Origin of the sequence: Prevotella sp. E13-27, from assembly GCF_023217965.1 — a bacterium.
Taxonomy (GTDB): domain Bacteria; phylum Bacteroidota; class Bacteroidia; order Bacteroidales; family Bacteroidaceae; genus Prevotella.
In genome coordinates, this window is record NZ_JALPSC010000002.1 from 1,430,490 (window position 1) to 1,445,980 (window position 15,491).

Here is a 15,491-nt window from a genome sequence, read left to right on the forward strand (position 1 = left end):
TTTATATTGTTTTTTTATTTCTATATCGTTGTTTGGGACTCTTGGGGGAATCTGGGTCTGTCATTTCGATGAGCCCAGCCTTGAGCGCAGGGGACAAGTAGTTAACTTCGTTGACTTTCCTCACGCTCGACAGAGCTGGCTGTCGCCTTCCTCGAACGCGACTCGACAATGCTAAAGCAAGCTTTGCATTGTACTCGCTGCTCTCTCGGTTCATGCGAGCATGGCTCTGTACTCGCTTACTCAGAAATTTGCTTCAGGAACTTGTCGCGAGAGGCGAACCCCAGGGCGGCCATCATCTCACGGACGGACATGGAGCCGTGAAGGATATCCAGCAGGCGCTTGAGTTTAGGGGCGGAACTGTCGCCAAGAAATGGCGACAAACTGGACGGAGCCGAAACGCCATCCGACGGCGGGACAAGGGACGAAGGGGCCGGACATCCCGACGGAGAACCGTCGGGCACAGGGGCAGAGCGGGAAAACCGCTGAGCACTAGAAGGGGCGTCATCAAATGGCGACGAACAAGACGGAGCCAAGGCGCCATCCGACGGCGGGACAATGGACGAAGGGGCCGGACATCCCGACGGAGAACCGTCGGGCACAGGGGCAGAGCGGGAAAAACGCTGAGCACTAGAAGGGGCGCCATCATATGGCGACAAACTGGACGGAGCCAAGGCGCCATCCGACGGCGGGACAAGGGACGAAGGGGCCGAACATCCCGACGGAGAACCGTCGAGCACAGGGGCAGAGCGGAAAAACCGCTGAGCACTAGAAGGGGCGCCATCAAATGGCGACGAACAAGACGGGACATTAATGCGATGCAATCGCAACACAAAGGACGAAGAAGGGCGCCAAATGGCGACAAACGGGACAAAGATGGGCTCTTGGACGAGCCAAGCGGCTCTTTTCCCCTGCAGAGAACAGCAGGGCACGGTGGCGAAACAGAGGGGCAGGACCGAGAGGGGTGCCTGCGGGGACCTGCCCCTGAGTTGATTTATAATTTCAAGTGCACTTCACTGGCACGTTTAGAACGTGATGTGGGTCTCGCCAGCCCAGTCGGTGTTGATAGTTACGCTGGTGATACCGGTGCTACCGGAACCGGAGTATCCAAAGAAGGGCCCTGAGAGCCACGTGATGTAGTTCTTCTGCATGGGCACATCGAAGTCGCGCTGGAGAATCTCGACGCCCGAAGCGTCGAGCGCACTCACCACGAGGTGGATGGTGCCCTCTGTGCTTTTATACGGGAAGGTGTAGAGGTCGAACTGCTTCTGAGAGGCAGAGACATCGAACTTCACGTCCTGCTTGCTGTTGACACAGCCAAGGCCGGTCTGAGCATTGAAGGCGCCTGAACCTCCCGTGTAGTAGAAACGGAGCTTCTTGACCTCAGCGGGAATCTCGGTGTCTGTGAGCACGAAGCGACAGAGGGCCGTGATACGGTCGAGAGAGACCTTGTAGTCCACCTTATCCTCACCGATGGTGACAGTGGCACAGCAGAGATAGGTATCTGTGTAGCCTGTGGCATTGGTGAACTGGACCTTGGTGGGGTCAGTCATCGTGGGGTTGCCACTGGCGCTATGGCCTACAACTACTAGGAGGTAGTCGCCCTCAGCGAGCTGGAAGGAGGCCTTGCCGAAATCGGCTTCGGCAGAGGTCTGGTTGACCTGCTTGACGCGGGAGCCGCCTTCATCGTAGATAGCGAAGTTGAGGCGGGTGCAGGCCTCGGAGGCAGGGGTGGCTGCACGAGTGAAGGTCTCGAAAGGGGTCTTCTCAATGCTGAACACCGTGACCCGGAGGTTGGCGTCTTTGTCAGCGGCTGAACCGCTGACCACAGTGTCATCGTCGGTGATGGCCTTCTCGCAGGAGGAGAGGGAGAGGAGTGTGCATAAAATGCACAGACAATGACCAAAGGACCGAGCACAAGAGCACTGGCAACGACCAAAGGACCGAGCATAAGAGCACAGACAACGACCAAAGGACCGAGCACAAGAGCACAGGCAACGACCAAAGGACCGAGCACAAGAGCACAGGCAACGACCAAAGGACCGAGCACAAGAGCACAGACAACGACCAAAGGACCGAGCACAAGAGCACTGACAACGGACGAAGGACCGAGCACAAGAGCACAGACAACGACCAAAGGACCGAGCACAAGAGCACAGGCAACGACCAAAGGACCGAGCACAAGAGCACAGGCAATGACCAAAGGACCGAGCACAAGAGCACAGGCAACGGACGAAGACACGGGCCCCAGAGGGCACAGACCGTACCGAGGGGTGTGCATGACATGCACACATACTGAACAGCTTTTGCATAGCTGAACCTCCCGACGGTTAGAAATTCACGGTTTCGTCATCGAGCCATGAGGTCTCGAGCTTGAAGGCTGCGGAAGATGCATCTACCGTGAAGACGGCACCACGAAGAATGGTCTTGCGGTTGCGCTTGAAAGGCACATCGTTAACCACTTTTGTAAGGAGAACATTGTCACTGGCATCAAGAACTTCGATGGTGATGTTCATCGATTCCTCGTCGGTGAAGAGGAACGGAAGAGCGTTTACTTCAATCGTTGCTCCTACAGCCGTAGAAGGGTTGTTGGTCTGCGAGAAGCCTGTGTCGGTCGTGGCCAAACCCGTGGTGGGGTTGAAGCTCTTGCCACCTTTGGCAAAGGTTGTGCGTACCTTCGTAGCACTGGCCGGACGACCATCGGTGGAGACAATCTTGAGCCAGGAGCTGATACGATTGAGGGTGACATCGAGGTCCAGCGCTGATGCGCTGGTCACGGTGACGGTCTGAACCTTGGTGAACGTTTCGCGAGGGCGCTCGCTGGTATAGGCTGCCTGAGTAGGACTGGTGAGTGTGAAAGCGTCACCATCGAAATAGGTATAACCCAGTGCCACCATGGTGTAAGTGCCTACCTGAAGATTAGCAGTGAACTCACCAAAGGTGGTGTAGGTGGAACCATCGCCCCTTAACTGAGTGGTTTTGTAGACCTCAGTACCATCGGCATCGTAGAATGCGAGTGTCATTGCCCCTACAGCAGTATAGTCAACAGGATTCTGAACCGCACGCGTTGTGGGGAGATCCTCCTGTGTGATGGAGAAGTCATTGATACGCACCGTAACTGGTGCTGTCACTGACTGGTTCTCTACTACTGTTAATTCACTCTCGTTGCTGCACGAAGCAGCCAGCAGGACAAGTCCTGCCAAAAGTAATTGTTTGTTCATAATATTTTTTTGTTAAAGTTTATGGGCACCATTGTGATGTCCATTTACTCTAACGTAAAAATAATATGACAAATTATATTGGAGTTACTTTTTTACTTTTTGGTATTTTAGCGTCGGTATCGTGATTATTCCTCTATCAGCTCAAGCCAAATAGCTGGAACGAAGGTGATAGCGACAGCTGCGATGCCGTGAATCTCTACGACGACGCGCTTGTTGTTCTTAATGCGCTTGATGACGCCCTCCGCATCCTTAAAATCACCATCCTTGATACGGACCTTCTGACCGGGAGTGCGCAGATAATCGACATTGGGATCTAGATAGATGAGCCGGTCATCCTGAACAGAGGCCACCCGCATGAAGTTTTCCATCTGACGGTCGGGAACAGTCAGGAGGTAGTCATCATCGCTATGCGAGAAAGGATTGGTCATATAGCGCAACGAATTGCACTCCTTATTAAACATCTTAAGCTCCGTGATTCGTTCTTGCGACGAGTTGATGAAAATCAGATTACGGATGGCTGGGACAATATTCTGATGAGGTTCACCATTGGCATCCACCCATCCGCGTAAGCGCATCATAGGCAGGAAATTGCGTACATTAAGCGTGTCAAGAGCATCTTTTATTTTCTCCTCGCGTCCGTAAGTAACACGCATGGGATACCAAAGAATCATTTCCTTACGAGGAACAGACGGCTTAATAGTATCCATGAAAGTTAAAAACAAAGGAGGGGGTCACCGCCAAATTGCTTGACAGAGCCCTCTTGGAGATAATCTATAAAGATGTAACCCATCAACTTCTGCGCTGATTTCCAGCTACATGAGCGAATCGTACACATTTTCCCGATGCTTCAGTCCCTAGAAAAAGAGGCTAATAGCGGTTGCAAAGGTACAACAAATTTTCTCAACTACCTAATTTTTATCAAGGAATCTTGGTCGAGGCTACAAAATGGTGAACTTAGCGAATTTAAGGAGGAGCTGCTTGGTGCCTACATTGCGGAACTCGATGGTGGCCTTTTCGTTCTCGCCAGAGCCCTCAACCTTCAAGACTTTTCCTATGCCAAAGCGCTGATGCTCGATGGTCATGCCTTCGCGAAGCTGTCCAGCGGAAGAGGAAGAAGATGATGAAGAGGTGTTAGACGAAGAAACTGCACGAGAGACGGGCTTGAAACGTCCGCCAGAGGCCTGGCTTAGCTGACGCTTGAAGCTATCAGAGAAAGGATCGACAGTAGGCTCTGGTCTTCGCGGTGCCACAGCACGAGGCATTGGATCGGCACGGAACTGAGTAGCTACAGGGTGAGGATTCTGAGTAGGCCTATAGTCATCATGTTCTCCGCTATGACTATTAGAAACGACATGAAGAAGAGAAGGATCTATGTCGCGAATGAAACGCGAAGGAGAGTCATATTCAATTCTTCCAAAACGGAAACGATTCTGTGCGCAGGTAAGTATGCAGTGTTTCTCAGCACGAGTGATGGCCACATAAAGAAGTCGTCGCTCCTCCTCGAGCTGTCGCATGCTGTCAGTACACATTGGTGAAGGGAAGATATTCTCCTCAAGACCAACGACAAAGACCGTTGGGAACTCCAGTCCCTTAGCGCTATGGATGGTCATCAGCGACACCTTCGACTGTTCTTCATCGCCCTCGCTGTCAAGGTCGGTGAGCAAAGCCACCTCCTGAAGGAAATCGCCAAGAGAGGTCTGGTCGTGGAGTCCTTCCTCCTTGCGGCTCTCCACGAAGTCCTGCATACCACCAAGGAATTCTTCAAGGTTCTCTTGTCGAGCAATATCCTCTGGGTTACGACTGCTGTAGATATCTTTCGAAATGCCGCTCTCCATGATGATGGCATGTCCCAGCTGGTAGGCATCTTCAGTAGCAACACGACTCACCCACCCTTCTATAAGCTGGCGGAACGCCTCAACCTTTGCGGCTGTACCCTTGGCGAGCTCAAGATGGAACAGGATGGGCTGAGAGACGACCTGCCACAACGACACGCCATAGGCAGTTGCAGTAGATATAATCTTTGACAGAGTGGTGTCACCTATGCCACGTGCAGGATAGTTGATGATGCGTTTCAAGGCCTCCTCGTCATTAGGATTGCACACCAAACGGAAGTAGGCTATGACATCTTTTATCTCCTTACGCTGGTAGAACGACATGCCGCCATATATGCGATAAGGGATGTTCATCTTGCGCATCTGCTCCTCAAACGAGCGGCTCTGCGAGTTAGTGCGATAAAGAATAGCGAAATCGCTATATTCGCAATGGTCCTGACGTTTCAGACGCACAATGTCATTGCATACTATCATGGCTTCCTCCTTATCGCTATATGCAGGCTTGAGAGTGAGCTTGTCGCCACACTCATTCTTGCTATATACATCTTTTGGAATCTGTCGTTCGTTCTTACGGATAAGGCTATTGGCAGCCTGCACTATGAGCTGAGTGGAACGATAGTTCTGTTCAAGTTTGAAAAGCTTAGTATTATTATAAGATGTATTGAAATTAAGGATATTGTCAATATTTGCACCACGGAAGCTATAGATGCTCTGTGCATCGTCGCCCACGACACATACCCGCTGACGCTCACGTGTGAGCTGATAGACAATCTTCTGCTGGGTATGATTGGTGTCCTGATACTCATCTACGAGCACATACTGGAACTTCTCAACATACTTTTTCCTCACATCCTCATGATTCTCAAAGAGAAGGTATATCTGTACAAGCAGGTCATCGAAGTCCATGGCGTTAGCCTGACGACAGCGCTCTGTATAACGCTGATATATCTCGCTGACACGTGGCAGTTTGGGGTTGAACAGAGAGCTGCCAACAAACTGCTGAGGAAGAATGAGATGGTTCTTCGCCATAGAAATCTGGTCGGCAACCGACGATGGCTTATACTGCTTATCATCGAGCTGCATCTCTTTACAGATGCTCTTCACAAGCGAACGCGAATCGGTCTGGTCATAGATGGTGAAGTTAGAGCTATAGCCTATCTTATCAGCCTCAGCACGCAGAATGCGTGAGAAGATGGAATGGAAGGTTCCCATCTGCAGATAGCGCGCCACCTCCTCACCAACGAGGCGTCCTATGCGTTCTTTCATCTCGCGTGCCGCCTTATTAGTGAATGTAAGTGCAAGGATGTTATAAGGTTTCAGTCCTTTCTCCTGAAGGAGATAGGCAATCTTATATGTCAGCACGCGCGTCTTTCCAGAGCCGGCACCAGCGATGACCAGCGATGCGCCATCGCAGTATAGCACAGCCTCGCGCTGACTCTCATTCAGTTGTTCAAGAAAATTTTCCGTCATAGCCTGCAAAGTTACGAAAAGTCGAGCGAAGAACAAAACAAATGCTGGTTTTTCCTGATATTTTACTTTTTTCAAACAACGAATTACACGGATTACACGGATTTATATTGCTCACGGAGTGTTTGAATATAAACAAAAACCGAAACAACCCTCACTTCAATATGTGTCGGACTTTCAGTCCTTACAAGATGAGAGGCATATATTTTTCCTTGTGTGCAAGCACCCAGATAAAATATCTACCTCCCATCTTGGTCTCTTGCAGAGACCTCACATACAGAAGTGAGCAAAAACACCGATTGTTATCACAATCTAAAAACAGAAATTAGTAAAGTGTTTTTTTCTTTATAAGAATCAGTAAGCAAATATAGGATTTTTACTGAAAGAAGTATTGCTATTTACAGAAAATGGACTAATTTTGCAAAGCAAAACGTTGAACACTCAAAACGAATGATGATGCAGTTGAACCTCCCTACATACGAATGCAGACTGAGAGAACAGAATGGCAGGCAGCAGATTTTCGATGTGCTGCGCCGCCGTTATGTTGCCCTAACGCCCGAGGAATGGGTACGCCAGCATTTCGTACATTATCTCATTGAGCACAAAGGTTATCCCAAGGGGTTGCTTGCCAATGAGGTGAATTTGCGTGTAGGAGAGAAGCACTTGCGTTGCGACACCGTGTTATACGACAAAGCCTTGCATCCCAAGATTATCGTGGAATACAAGGCTCCTGAAATAGCAATAACACAGAAAGTGTTTAACCAGATCACTGTTTATAATATGCTTCTTCACGTTGACTACCTCATAGTATCAAACGGAATGCAGCACTACTGTTGTCAGATGGATTACGAGCAGAACAGATACACGTTTCTGAGCGATATACCAAACTATGACCAGTTATAACAACAGAAAAGCCGATTATCAACAGCCTTTCGACGTCATAATATTGAGCACCATCTCGTCAGTAGGTCCCATGCCGTTGGCACCAATGGCAGTGAGGTTATGTATGCTGCGGTCAACACAGTCGTCAACGATTCCTTCTGCTGACGTGACACACTTGCCTTCCATGGATAGCAGGGCAGAGAGCAGAGCAGTAGATACGCCAGAAGTAATCTTCAGCGAGCACGAAGGCTTGGCACCGTCACAAATCATGCCAGTGAGGTTTGCCACCATATTCTTTACAGAGCGACAGACATGCTCATAACCGCCACCCATGAGATATGTGATGCCAACGCTTGAGCCTATGGATGCCACCACACAGCCACAAAGAGCCGACAGTGCTCCAAGCGACTGCTTGATATAGATGGCGGTGAGATGGCTGAGCATCAAGGCACGAATAAGCTCTTCCTCAGTATTCTCGTTCTCCTTAGCATATACACACACAGGATTAGTGGCGCAGATGCCCTGATTGCCTGAGCCAGAGTTTGACATGACAGGAATCATGGCTCCACCCATGCGTGCATCACAGGCAGAAGCTGTGCGAGAGATGATATGTGCATAGATGCTATTGCCAAAGATGCCCTTAGACAGAGGCCGGTCTATGGTCTTACCAAGATTATGCCCGTAGTTGCCCTTTATAGCCTCGCGTGCAGCATTCATGTTATACCTACGCGTCTCCTCAATGAAGCGAATCTCTTCCAAGGGCGCTGTAGTAGCGAAGTCATAGACAAGGCGCATGTTCAGCTCAATGTCCTTATCGCATGATTCATCAGACAACTTCAGAGTTTTGACATCAGCCGATGCATCGGCAGGCTCTACAAAGTGAGTATGAGTTCCTGCTATTACAGCTGTTGCGCGCTTCTCACCAGCAATACAAGTCATCTCGACATAGAGCTTTTCTGTTATGCCAGTCTTAAGTTGAATGTCTATGCGCTCTTCAGCTATGAATTTCTTGCCTTCCTCAAGTGCTTTAGGGGTGAGATCCTTGAGGACCTCAAGACGATATTCGCTCTTGCCAATAAGTGCTCCAAGCGCAATGGCTATGGGCAGGCCAATCATGCCTGTGCCTGGGATGCCCACACCCATGGCGTTCTTCAAGATGTTGGCACTCAGACGCGCCTCAATGCGCTCTGGGCGACGTCCGAGAAGCTCAGTGGCACGGGCAGTACAGAGAGCCACACACATGGGTTCAGTGCAGCCTATGGCAGGCACCACCTCACGATTGACAAGCTTAATAATTCTTTGACGTGTTTCAGCGTCTATCATAATAGTAACAAGACTTAAGGTATCACATGTTCAGGTGTTTTGTTTCTTTCTCTTCTCTTCCTCTTCGAGCTCGCGTTCATAGTTACTGAGGGCATCCTCATCGCTTTCCTTTTCACACGATGAGAACAGAGAGCCTCCAATGAGGGCCATGCCAGCGATAGAGAACAAACCGAGTGCTGAACGCTTTAAAAATTCGCGACGCGAGACAGTTTCCGACGTATTGTTTTTGTTTTTCATAAAGCATTTGTTTTATTGTGAACTGAGCAAAAGTAGAGAATCTTTTCGAAATGACAAAATTTTAATACTTATTATTTAGTGAAGCAAGCGCTATTTCGATATTTTTAGCTAATTTTGCATCGTTAATTGCAAAAAACGCATTGATTCTATATTATTATGGACAACAGAAACATAAAAGATGACGCAGAGGAGAAGGACTCAAGAACACTTGAGTTACTGAAGATAAGAAGCGTCAGCGCTGAAATCAGAGACGGAATAAGACTCTATCTGAACAATTTCCGCAGCATCTTCCGCAGTTCATGGCTTGCAGCCCTGTTCTATGCCCTTGTGACAGGAGGAATGATGACTTACTGCATAGGCAACGTAACAAACCTACTGAAGATGCAGATGGAAGGCCATCTTACCGAAGACAACAGTGAGCTTATGCTGTTAGGAGCAGGATTTGCAGTCTGTATGCTACTTGCCATCATTGCTTCTACACTGTTATATTCATCAGGATTATCTCTTCTGAGCAGACACAGCGAGACAGGAGCCATCCCCACCCCAGCCCATTGGTATGGCTCCAACGACAAGCGCGCCATTCTCAGGACATCACTATGGATGCTGGCGACAGTAGTCATAATAGCTGTATATGAAGCTATAATATTCGCTATAAAGAAATGGCTTACAGGTGTGTTATCGCCCATGTCCTTAACAATGCTCATTGGTATCACCACTATTATAATGCTGATAGCGCTGCCGATAATCATGATGCGCATGCTGCCCTACATACTGAACAAAGACAACAAATCGCCACTGGGCTATGGCATTCCAGTAAGGACATGGGGAAGCACTCTCACCATAGCCATTGTTGTTGTGATAATGATTGGCATAGCATCGATAGTGACAACACTGCCATCATTGATACTTCTCGCAGCAAACATACAGTCACTGGGAGGCACTATATATGGTGACCCTACAGGCATGCCAAGCTACATGATATGGATGAACATGGGTGTGTTCACTCTCGCTGGTTTCATACAGGCATACGTGAATCTGTCATCGCTATTCCCATTCTACTATCTGTATGGTTCGATAGAGACACAAAAGAAAGAACGCAAAGACTATAACGAGATTTATGAAAAAGATTCTATTTATTGATCGTGACGGCACCTTGGTTGAAGAGCCACACGACGAACAGGTTGACGCCCTGGAGAAGATAAAGTTCACACGCGGTGTGTTCCGCAACCTGTCGTTCCTGCGTAAGAACACTGACTATCTGTTTGTGATGGTGTCAAATCAGGACGGACTGGGCACTCCATCCTTTCCTGAGGATACATTCCACCCATCACATAACTTCATTTTGCAGACCCTTGAGGGTGAAGGGATAACATTCGATGAGATACTCATAGACACCCATTTCCCTGAAGACAACGCACCAACACGCAAGCCCCAGACAGGACTTGTAGAGAAATATATGAACGACACGGAGCACTATGACATTGAGAACTCATACGTCATAGGCGATCGTGACACAGACGCGCAATTTGCGAAGAACATTGGCTGTCGCTCACTTATTCTGGGACGCGACGGCATGACATGGGACCGTATAGCAGAAATCATATACGGAGGAGAAAGAAAAGCTGAGGTGCGTCGCACCACGAAGGAGACCGACATAGAGGTGAAGCTGAACATTGACGGCACTGGACGCTGTGACATAGCCACAGGCCTGGGCTTCTTTGACCACATGCTCGAACAGATAGGCAAGCATGGCGGTATGGATCTCACCATTCACTGTAATGGCGACCTTAACGTGGACGAGCATCACACCATAGAAGACACAGCTCTGGCTCTTGGCGAGTGTCTGTATCAGGCGCTCGGCTCAAAACGCGGCATAGAACGCTACGGCTACTCACTACCAATGGACGATTGTATGGCTCACGTCTGTCTTGACTTTGGCGGACGCCCCTGGCTGGTATGGGATGCAGAGTTCAATCGCGAACATGTGGGTGACATGCCTACAGAGATGTTCCTGCATTTCTTCAAGAGTCTTAGCGATGCAGCACGTATGAACCTCTTCATACGTGCCGAGGGTCAGAACGAGCATCACAAGATAGAAGGAATATTCAAAGCACTGGCCCGCTCACTGAAAATGGCCGTAAGACGTGACATATACCACTTCGAGCTGCCATCGACAAAGGGAGTGCTGTGAGAGGTGAGAAGTGAGAAGTGAGAAGTGAGAGGTGAGAAGTGAGAGGTAAGAGAGATGGAAAGACCAAAGATTGCGATAATTGATCCAAACACGCTGGCAACTATAGGACTAAAGCAGTTGCTACAGACGGTGCTGCCAATAATGACTGTTGACGTCTTTGGCAGCATGACAGAGTTTGAGGCGAACCACCCTGAAGAGTATTTCCACTATTTTGTGGCAACGAACATAGTATTGTCAAACAGGCAGTTCTTCACTGCACATCGCCACAAGACAATAGTGCTGACACTCTCATTGGAAGGTGGCTCACAACTCAGCGAGTTCCACAGCATTTGCATCAACATGCCTGAACAGGAACTAGTGCGTTCGCTGCTTCATCTGCAACAGCATGCCCATCCTCATGGAAAGAACCTTCCGCCAATGCCTAAGGCGCTACAGCAGAAAGTGCTCAGCGACCGCGAGATTGAGGTAATGGCGCTAATAGTGCAGGGATATATAAACAAGGAGATAGCTGATAAGCTAAACATAGGCCTCTCAACCGTAATCACCCACAGAAAGAACATCATGGACAAACTGGGAATGAAGAGTGTGTCAGCACTGACCATATATGCCGTGATGCATGGTTATGTGGATATTAATAAGATATAAGAGATAAGAGATAAGAGATAAGAGGTGAGAGGTGAGAGGTGAGAAACAAAATAAGCCGCGCGATGCGCGGCTTTTTTGTTTCTTATACTTATTTTCTATTAGAAGAACAGGTAGCGGTTATCAACAATCTCTGCTTTCTCTACGAGGTCACCGAATACACGGTTGAGACCCTGCATGCTCTGCATCTTAACCGTCTGTGCCTGAGACTTAGCATCGAACTGTGCGTTCTCACGCTGCTTCTTCTCAACAACCTGGAACACATAAGCACCTGCGTTACCCTTCACAACCTTCTTGCTGAACTCGCCCTGGTTGGTAGCTGCAACAGCACCGTTAAGAGCAGGCTCGCTGCCACCTGTAGCCATGATATATACAGGAGCAGAGAATGTGATGTGAGGAACGGTATCAAGGCGTGCGCCCTGCTTTGCTGCGTCAGCAAGAGTCTTCACGCCATCGAGCTTCTTTGACAGCTGCTCGAACTTCTTCTCGCGCAGAATCTCTGCCTTCAGGTAGTCCTTCTGGCTCTCCCAGTCAGCATAGCCCTTCTTGTTAATCTTTGAGAGTGCTACGACAAGGAGACAGTCGTTGTTGCCACACTCATAGAGAGGAGACACCTGTTTCTCCTTAGCGTCGAAGATCCACTTAAGAGCCTCGCGAGTGCCACGAAGTCCAGCTACATAGTGAACAGAATTCTCCATTCTCTGATAATCCTGAGCCATGAATCCGAACTCAGCAGCCTTGTCGTTGATATCGTCGATAGTCTTGCAAGAGCTTACGAACTGGCTGAACTTGTTGTATGCCTCAGTATAGGTAGCCTTAGAGAACTCTATGTTACGCTTGATAACTGCAACGTCGTACTTGTCAACCATTGCCTTGCGAGCTGTTACCTCAAGGACAACATTGCCCTGAGCAAGCTGAAGGTTCTTCAGGTCTCCAACAGCACCATTGGTGAGAGCCTCGATGAATGACTTTGAGTCAGCATCAACAACAGTCATGCTCTGATACATCTGAGAAGTGAGCCACTGCTTGTTTCCATCCTGACCATACTTGTGTGCAATAGAATCGAACACTGCACCACCCTTCAGAGCCTGATAGATGCTGTCGGCAGTAGCATGAGCAGCCTCAAGAGTTTCGCCACCAACTCTGATTGCGCGATACTCTATTGAGTCAGGCATCTGTGTCTTAGCGATGAGCTTAACAACGTTGAGAGTGTTGTCCATGCGAGTCTCGAATGGAGCAGATGTCTGACCAACCTGCATAGAGTCAATACGTCCTGCGATGTCTGTAGAAAGAGCAGAGCGAGTAACAGCGAAGCCGTTATAAGCTACGAGTGACTTTGCCTTACGGTTCACTTCAGCAGGAGCAACACCGTTAACGAGGTCATTCTGAGCCTCAACCATAGCCTTCATGAGTTCTGTACGGTCAGAATCAGAAGCAACTACCTGATAACGCACATACTTAATATCACGGCTCTCGGTGAGCTCCTTGAATCTCTCCTTCAGTTCATTATACTTAGCCTTCATCTCAGCATCAGACACCTCAATGTCGTTATCGTTGATGCTGTTGTAAGCCAGTGAGCCTAGAACGATGCTGCTCTCAATGTTCTGATCGTTGAAAGACGCCTCTTCTGCCACTGGGTTAGAGAGCATGCAGCTTGACAACAGTGTGCGATACTTTGCGAAGAGAAGATTGCTACGAATCTCTTTCTCAAGGTACATCCAGTACTTGTAAAGTGTAGTGTACTGCTCAGCAGCCTGTCCACCCTGCTCCTTAAGAGTCTTATAGTCATTGAGGAACTTGGTGAGATAAGCCACATCGAAACGACGTGTCTGCTGATTGTAGAAAGGAGTGTTCACAAGCATTGGGTTAGTGCCCTCTGTAAACAGGTTCTGCATCTCCTCACGTGTAACCGTAAGGCCCAGCTTCTCACACTCGTCCTCGATCATGGTGTTCATGACAAACTTCTGCCATACCTCATCCTTGATCTGGTTGAGCTCCTCATCAGTGAAGTTTTCACGATTATCTCTGATCTTCAGCATCTCCTGATGCTCTTCAACGAGGTCGTTGAACTCCTGTACAGAGAGTTTCTTACCTAACACTTGGCCTACCTGCTGGCGCTGCTCATTGCTCGTGGCCTGGCACGAGCGGAACAACTCTTCAGCAATGAAGGCAAACAGAGCCAAGCCAATCACTACTACGAGTGTGGGGCCCCAGCTTCTAATTTTTCCAATTGCTGCCATTTTGCTTTTTTTGTAATATTTTTAATTCTTGTTTTTATACTTTTTTCGAATCAGCCGACAAAATTAGTAATTTTGATTGAATTATTTGCAAGTTTTATCGAAAAAATGGTTTTTTCGCCTTACAAACAGTCTCTCTTTCTTACTTTTTCAGTGAAATAGCCCTTTACTCACAGACTTTTAGTCGGACGAGTTCAATCTTCGTGGCTGTGTTCTTGACTATTTTAAACTCCCATTTGTCTATCTTAACGACCTCGTTGAGTTTGGGGAAACTCTGGAACTCGTGAAGGATTAGTCCGCCAATGGTCATATACTCATCACTCTCAGGTAGTTCAAGGTCGAAAAGCTCATTGACTTTCTCTATCTCGAGACGTGCCGAGAGAAGATAGTCACCGTCCTCAAGGCGCTTGGCAACATAGTTGGTAGAGTCGTGCTCGTCCTCAATATCGCCAAATATTTCCTCAACAATATCCTCAAGAGCAATGAGTCCGCTAGTACCTCCGAACTCATCAACGACTACGCCAAGCGACTTTTTCTGAGATAGGAACATCTGCATCATCTTGCTCGCAGCCATTGTCTCTGGCACGAATATCATTGTTCGGAGGTTCTTCGTCCAGTCTTCAGGGTTACGGAACAGCTCTGATGAGTGGATATATCCCACGATATGGTCAATATCCTCATGATAGACAACAATCTTCGAGTGTCCACTCTCTATGAAGCGCTGTTTAAGAGTCTCAATGTCACAGGTATCCTCTACAGCATCTATCTCCGTTCGCGGCACCATGCAGTCACGCACTTTCGTATCACTGAACTCAAGTGCATTCTGGAATATTCGTACCTCCTCATCGATATCGTCATCGTCAGTAGCATTGTCTATGCTCGACTGCACAAGATAGTCAAGGTCAACCTTAGTAAACTCATGCTCTGCAGCCTTACTATTCATCTTAACTCCGAAAAGTCTCAACAAGCCCTTTGACAGCAGAGTTGCAAAACGCGATATAGGATAGAGCAACACATAGCAGAGCCACGCTGCCGGAGCAAAGAACGTAAGCATGGCATTAGGGTTGCTTTTGAATATTGTCTTTGGCAGGAACTCGCCTGTAAACAACACCACGAGTGTAGAAAGCAACGTGTCAGCAGTCACCCTGGCAGCGCCTTCCGGAAGCGATGCAAAGAGAGTGGCATCAAAAATCTGGGCAAACAGTATGCCATAGACAACAAGAGCGATGTTGTTTCCAACAAGCATGGTGGAAACGAAGTTGTTCGGATGTCGATAGAACACAGCCATAGCCCGCTGAGCAATGCCGTTCTTCTCGCGATCCATCTCCGCCCTCAGACGATTACTTGACACGAAAGCTATCTCCATGCCTGAGAAAAAGGCGGAGAAAAGCATTGTTATGAGGAGTCCTATAATAAGTCCTATGCCTATTGTAGTGTTTTCTGGATCCATTTTCTATTCTTG

General features: G+C 48.4%; 14 protein-coding genes. 5 read left to right on the forward strand and 9 right to left on the reverse strand.

Annotated elements, in window-relative coordinates:
* Position 1: 1 nt before the first annotated feature.
* Positions 2 to 214, reverse strand: a complete 213-nt coding sequence (locus M1L52_RS16595) for a Fic family protein (RefSeq protein ID WP_410896790.1) — start codon at positions 212 to 214, stop codon at positions 2 to 4.
* 808 nt (positions 215 to 1,022) lie between these two features.
* The gene (locus tag M1L52_RS16500; RefSeq protein ID WP_248615853.1) at positions 1,023 to 1,778 is read right to left on the reverse strand and encodes a FimB/Mfa2 family fimbrial subunit; all 756 of its coding nucleotides are present in this window, start codon (positions 1,776 to 1,778) and stop codon (positions 1,023 to 1,025) included.
* Between the two features lie 95 nt (positions 1,779 to 1,873).
* Between M1L52_RS16500 and M1L52_RS16505 the strand changes: the two genes are divergently transcribed.
* Entirely contained in the window at positions 1,874 to 2,296 is a 423-nt protein-coding gene (locus M1L52_RS16505) for a hypothetical protein (RefSeq protein WP_248615854.1), read from the forward strand.
* A 31-nt stretch (positions 2,297 to 2,327) separates the two neighbouring features.
* Here the strand turns inward: M1L52_RS16505 and M1L52_RS15115 are convergent, their stop codons facing one another.
* From M1L52_RS15115 to M1L52_RS15125, 3 genes are all read right to left on the reverse strand, one after another.
* Positions 2,328 to 3,218 (reverse strand): DUF6562 domain-containing protein, encoded by an 891-nt coding sequence (locus tag M1L52_RS15115; protein ID WP_248615855.1) that lies wholly within the window; start codon positions 3,216 to 3,218, stop codon positions 2,328 to 2,330.
* 125 nt (positions 3,219 to 3,343) lie between these two features.
* Complete coding sequence (locus tag M1L52_RS15120; protein ID WP_248615856.1) at positions 3,344 to 3,925, reverse strand: UpxY family transcription antiterminator; 582 nt, start codon at positions 3,923 to 3,925, stop codon at positions 3,344 to 3,346.
* A 231-nt stretch (positions 3,926 to 4,156) separates the two neighbouring features.
* Complete coding sequence (locus M1L52_RS15125; RefSeq protein WP_248615857.1) at positions 4,157 to 6,520, reverse strand: ATP-dependent helicase; 2,364 nt, start codon at positions 6,518 to 6,520, stop codon at positions 4,157 to 4,159.
* A 450-nt stretch (positions 6,521 to 6,970) separates the two neighbouring features.
* Between M1L52_RS15125 and M1L52_RS15130 the strand changes: the two genes are divergently transcribed.
* On the forward strand, positions 6,971 to 7,420 hold the full coding sequence (locus tag M1L52_RS15130; protein WP_248616093.1) for a type I restriction enzyme HsdR N-terminal domain-containing protein: 450 nt from the start codon (positions 6,971 to 6,973) through the stop codon (positions 7,418 to 7,420).
* 18 nt (positions 7,421 to 7,438) lie between these two features.
* Here M1L52_RS15130 and M1L52_RS15135 read toward each other — a convergent pair whose 3' ends face one another.
* Together M1L52_RS15135 and M1L52_RS15140 are read right to left on the reverse strand one after the other, a co-directional pair.
* Positions 7,439 to 8,722, reverse strand: a complete 1,284-nt coding sequence (locus M1L52_RS15135; protein ID WP_248615858.1) for a serine dehydratase subunit alpha family protein — start codon at positions 8,720 to 8,722, stop codon at positions 7,439 to 7,441.
* Between the two features lie 30 nt (positions 8,723 to 8,752).
* Positions 8,753 to 8,959: a hypothetical protein gene (locus M1L52_RS15140; RefSeq protein ID WP_248615859.1), complete on the reverse strand. Its 207-nt coding sequence runs from the start codon at positions 8,957 to 8,959 to the stop codon at positions 8,753 to 8,755.
* A gap of 156 nt (positions 8,960 to 9,115) precedes the next feature.
* Here M1L52_RS15140 and M1L52_RS15145 point away from each other — a divergent pair, with 156 nt between their 5' ends.
* The 3 genes from M1L52_RS15145 to M1L52_RS15155 are packed head-to-tail and all read left to right on the forward strand — an operon-like array spanning position 9,116 to position 11,795.
* Positions 9,116 to 10,099, forward strand: coding sequence for a hypothetical protein (locus tag M1L52_RS15145; RefSeq protein WP_248615860.1), 984 nt, complete (start codon positions 9,116 to 9,118; stop codon positions 10,097 to 10,099).
* Complete coding sequence (hisB, locus tag M1L52_RS15150; protein ID WP_248615861.1) at positions 10,077 to 11,150, forward strand: bifunctional histidinol-phosphatase/imidazoleglycerol-phosphate dehydratase HisB; 1,074 nt, start codon at positions 10,077 to 10,079, stop codon at positions 11,148 to 11,150. The genes M1L52_RS15145 and hisB overlap by 23 nt, the downstream gene beginning before the upstream one ends.
* Positions 11,151 to 11,204: 54 nt before the next feature.
* Entirely contained in the window at positions 11,205 to 11,795 is a 591-nt protein-coding gene (locus M1L52_RS15155; protein WP_248615862.1) for a response regulator transcription factor, read from the forward strand.
* A gap of 98 nt (positions 11,796 to 11,893) precedes the next feature.
* Here the strand turns inward: M1L52_RS15155 and M1L52_RS15160 are convergent, their stop codons facing one another.
* Positions 11,894 to 14,032 carry a peptidylprolyl isomerase gene (locus tag M1L52_RS15160; protein WP_248615863.1) on the reverse strand — a complete coding sequence of 713 codons (2,139 nt, stop codon included), beginning with the start codon at positions 14,030 to 14,032 and terminating at the stop codon, positions 11,894 to 11,896.
* A gap of 163 nt (positions 14,033 to 14,195) precedes the next feature.
* Entirely contained in the window at positions 14,196 to 15,458 is a 1,263-nt protein-coding gene (locus M1L52_RS15165; RefSeq protein WP_248616094.1) for a hemolysin family protein, read from the reverse strand.
* Positions 15,459 to 15,491: the final 33 nt, after the last annotated feature.

Excerpts from the sequence above, each read along its gene's own strand:
- M1L52_RS16595 (WP_410896790.1), bottom strand. The coding sequence starts at position 214 with ATGAACCGAGAGAGCAGCGAGTACAATGCAAAGCTTGCTTTAGCATTG.
- M1L52_RS15115 (WP_248615855.1), bottom strand. The coding sequence starts at position 3,218 with ATGAACAAACAATTACTTTTGGCAGGACTTGTCCTGCTGGCTGCTTCG.
- M1L52_RS15120 (WP_248615856.1), bottom strand. The coding sequence starts at position 3,925 with ATGGATACTATTAAGCCGTCTGTTCCTCGTAAGGAAATGATTCTTTGG.
- M1L52_RS15125 (WP_248615857.1), bottom strand. The coding sequence starts at position 6,520 with ATGACGGAAAATTTTCTTGAACAACTGAATGAGAGTCAGCGCGAGGCT.
- M1L52_RS15130 (WP_248616093.1), top strand. The coding sequence starts at position 6,971 with ATGATGCAGTTGAACCTCCCTACATACGAATGCAGACTGAGAGAACAG.
- M1L52_RS15135 (WP_248615858.1), bottom strand. The coding sequence starts at position 8,722 with ATGATAGACGCTGAAACACGTCAAAGAATTATTAAGCTTGTCAATCGT.
- M1L52_RS15140 (WP_248615859.1), bottom strand. The coding sequence starts at position 8,959 with ATGAAAAACAAAAACAATACGTCGGAAACTGTCTCGCGTCGCGAATTT.
- M1L52_RS15145 (WP_248615860.1), top strand. The coding sequence starts at position 9,116 with ATGGACAACAGAAACATAAAAGATGACGCAGAGGAGAAGGACTCAAGA.
- hisB (WP_248615861.1), top strand. The coding sequence starts at position 10,077 with ATGAAAAAGATTCTATTTATTGATCGTGACGGCACCTTGGTTGAAGAG.
- M1L52_RS15155 (WP_248615862.1), top strand. The coding sequence starts at position 11,205 with ATGGAAAGACCAAAGATTGCGATAATTGATCCAAACACGCTGGCAACT.
- M1L52_RS15160 (WP_248615863.1), bottom strand. The coding sequence starts at position 14,032 with ATGGCAGCAATTGGAAAAATTAGAAGCTGGGGCCCCACACTCGTAGTA.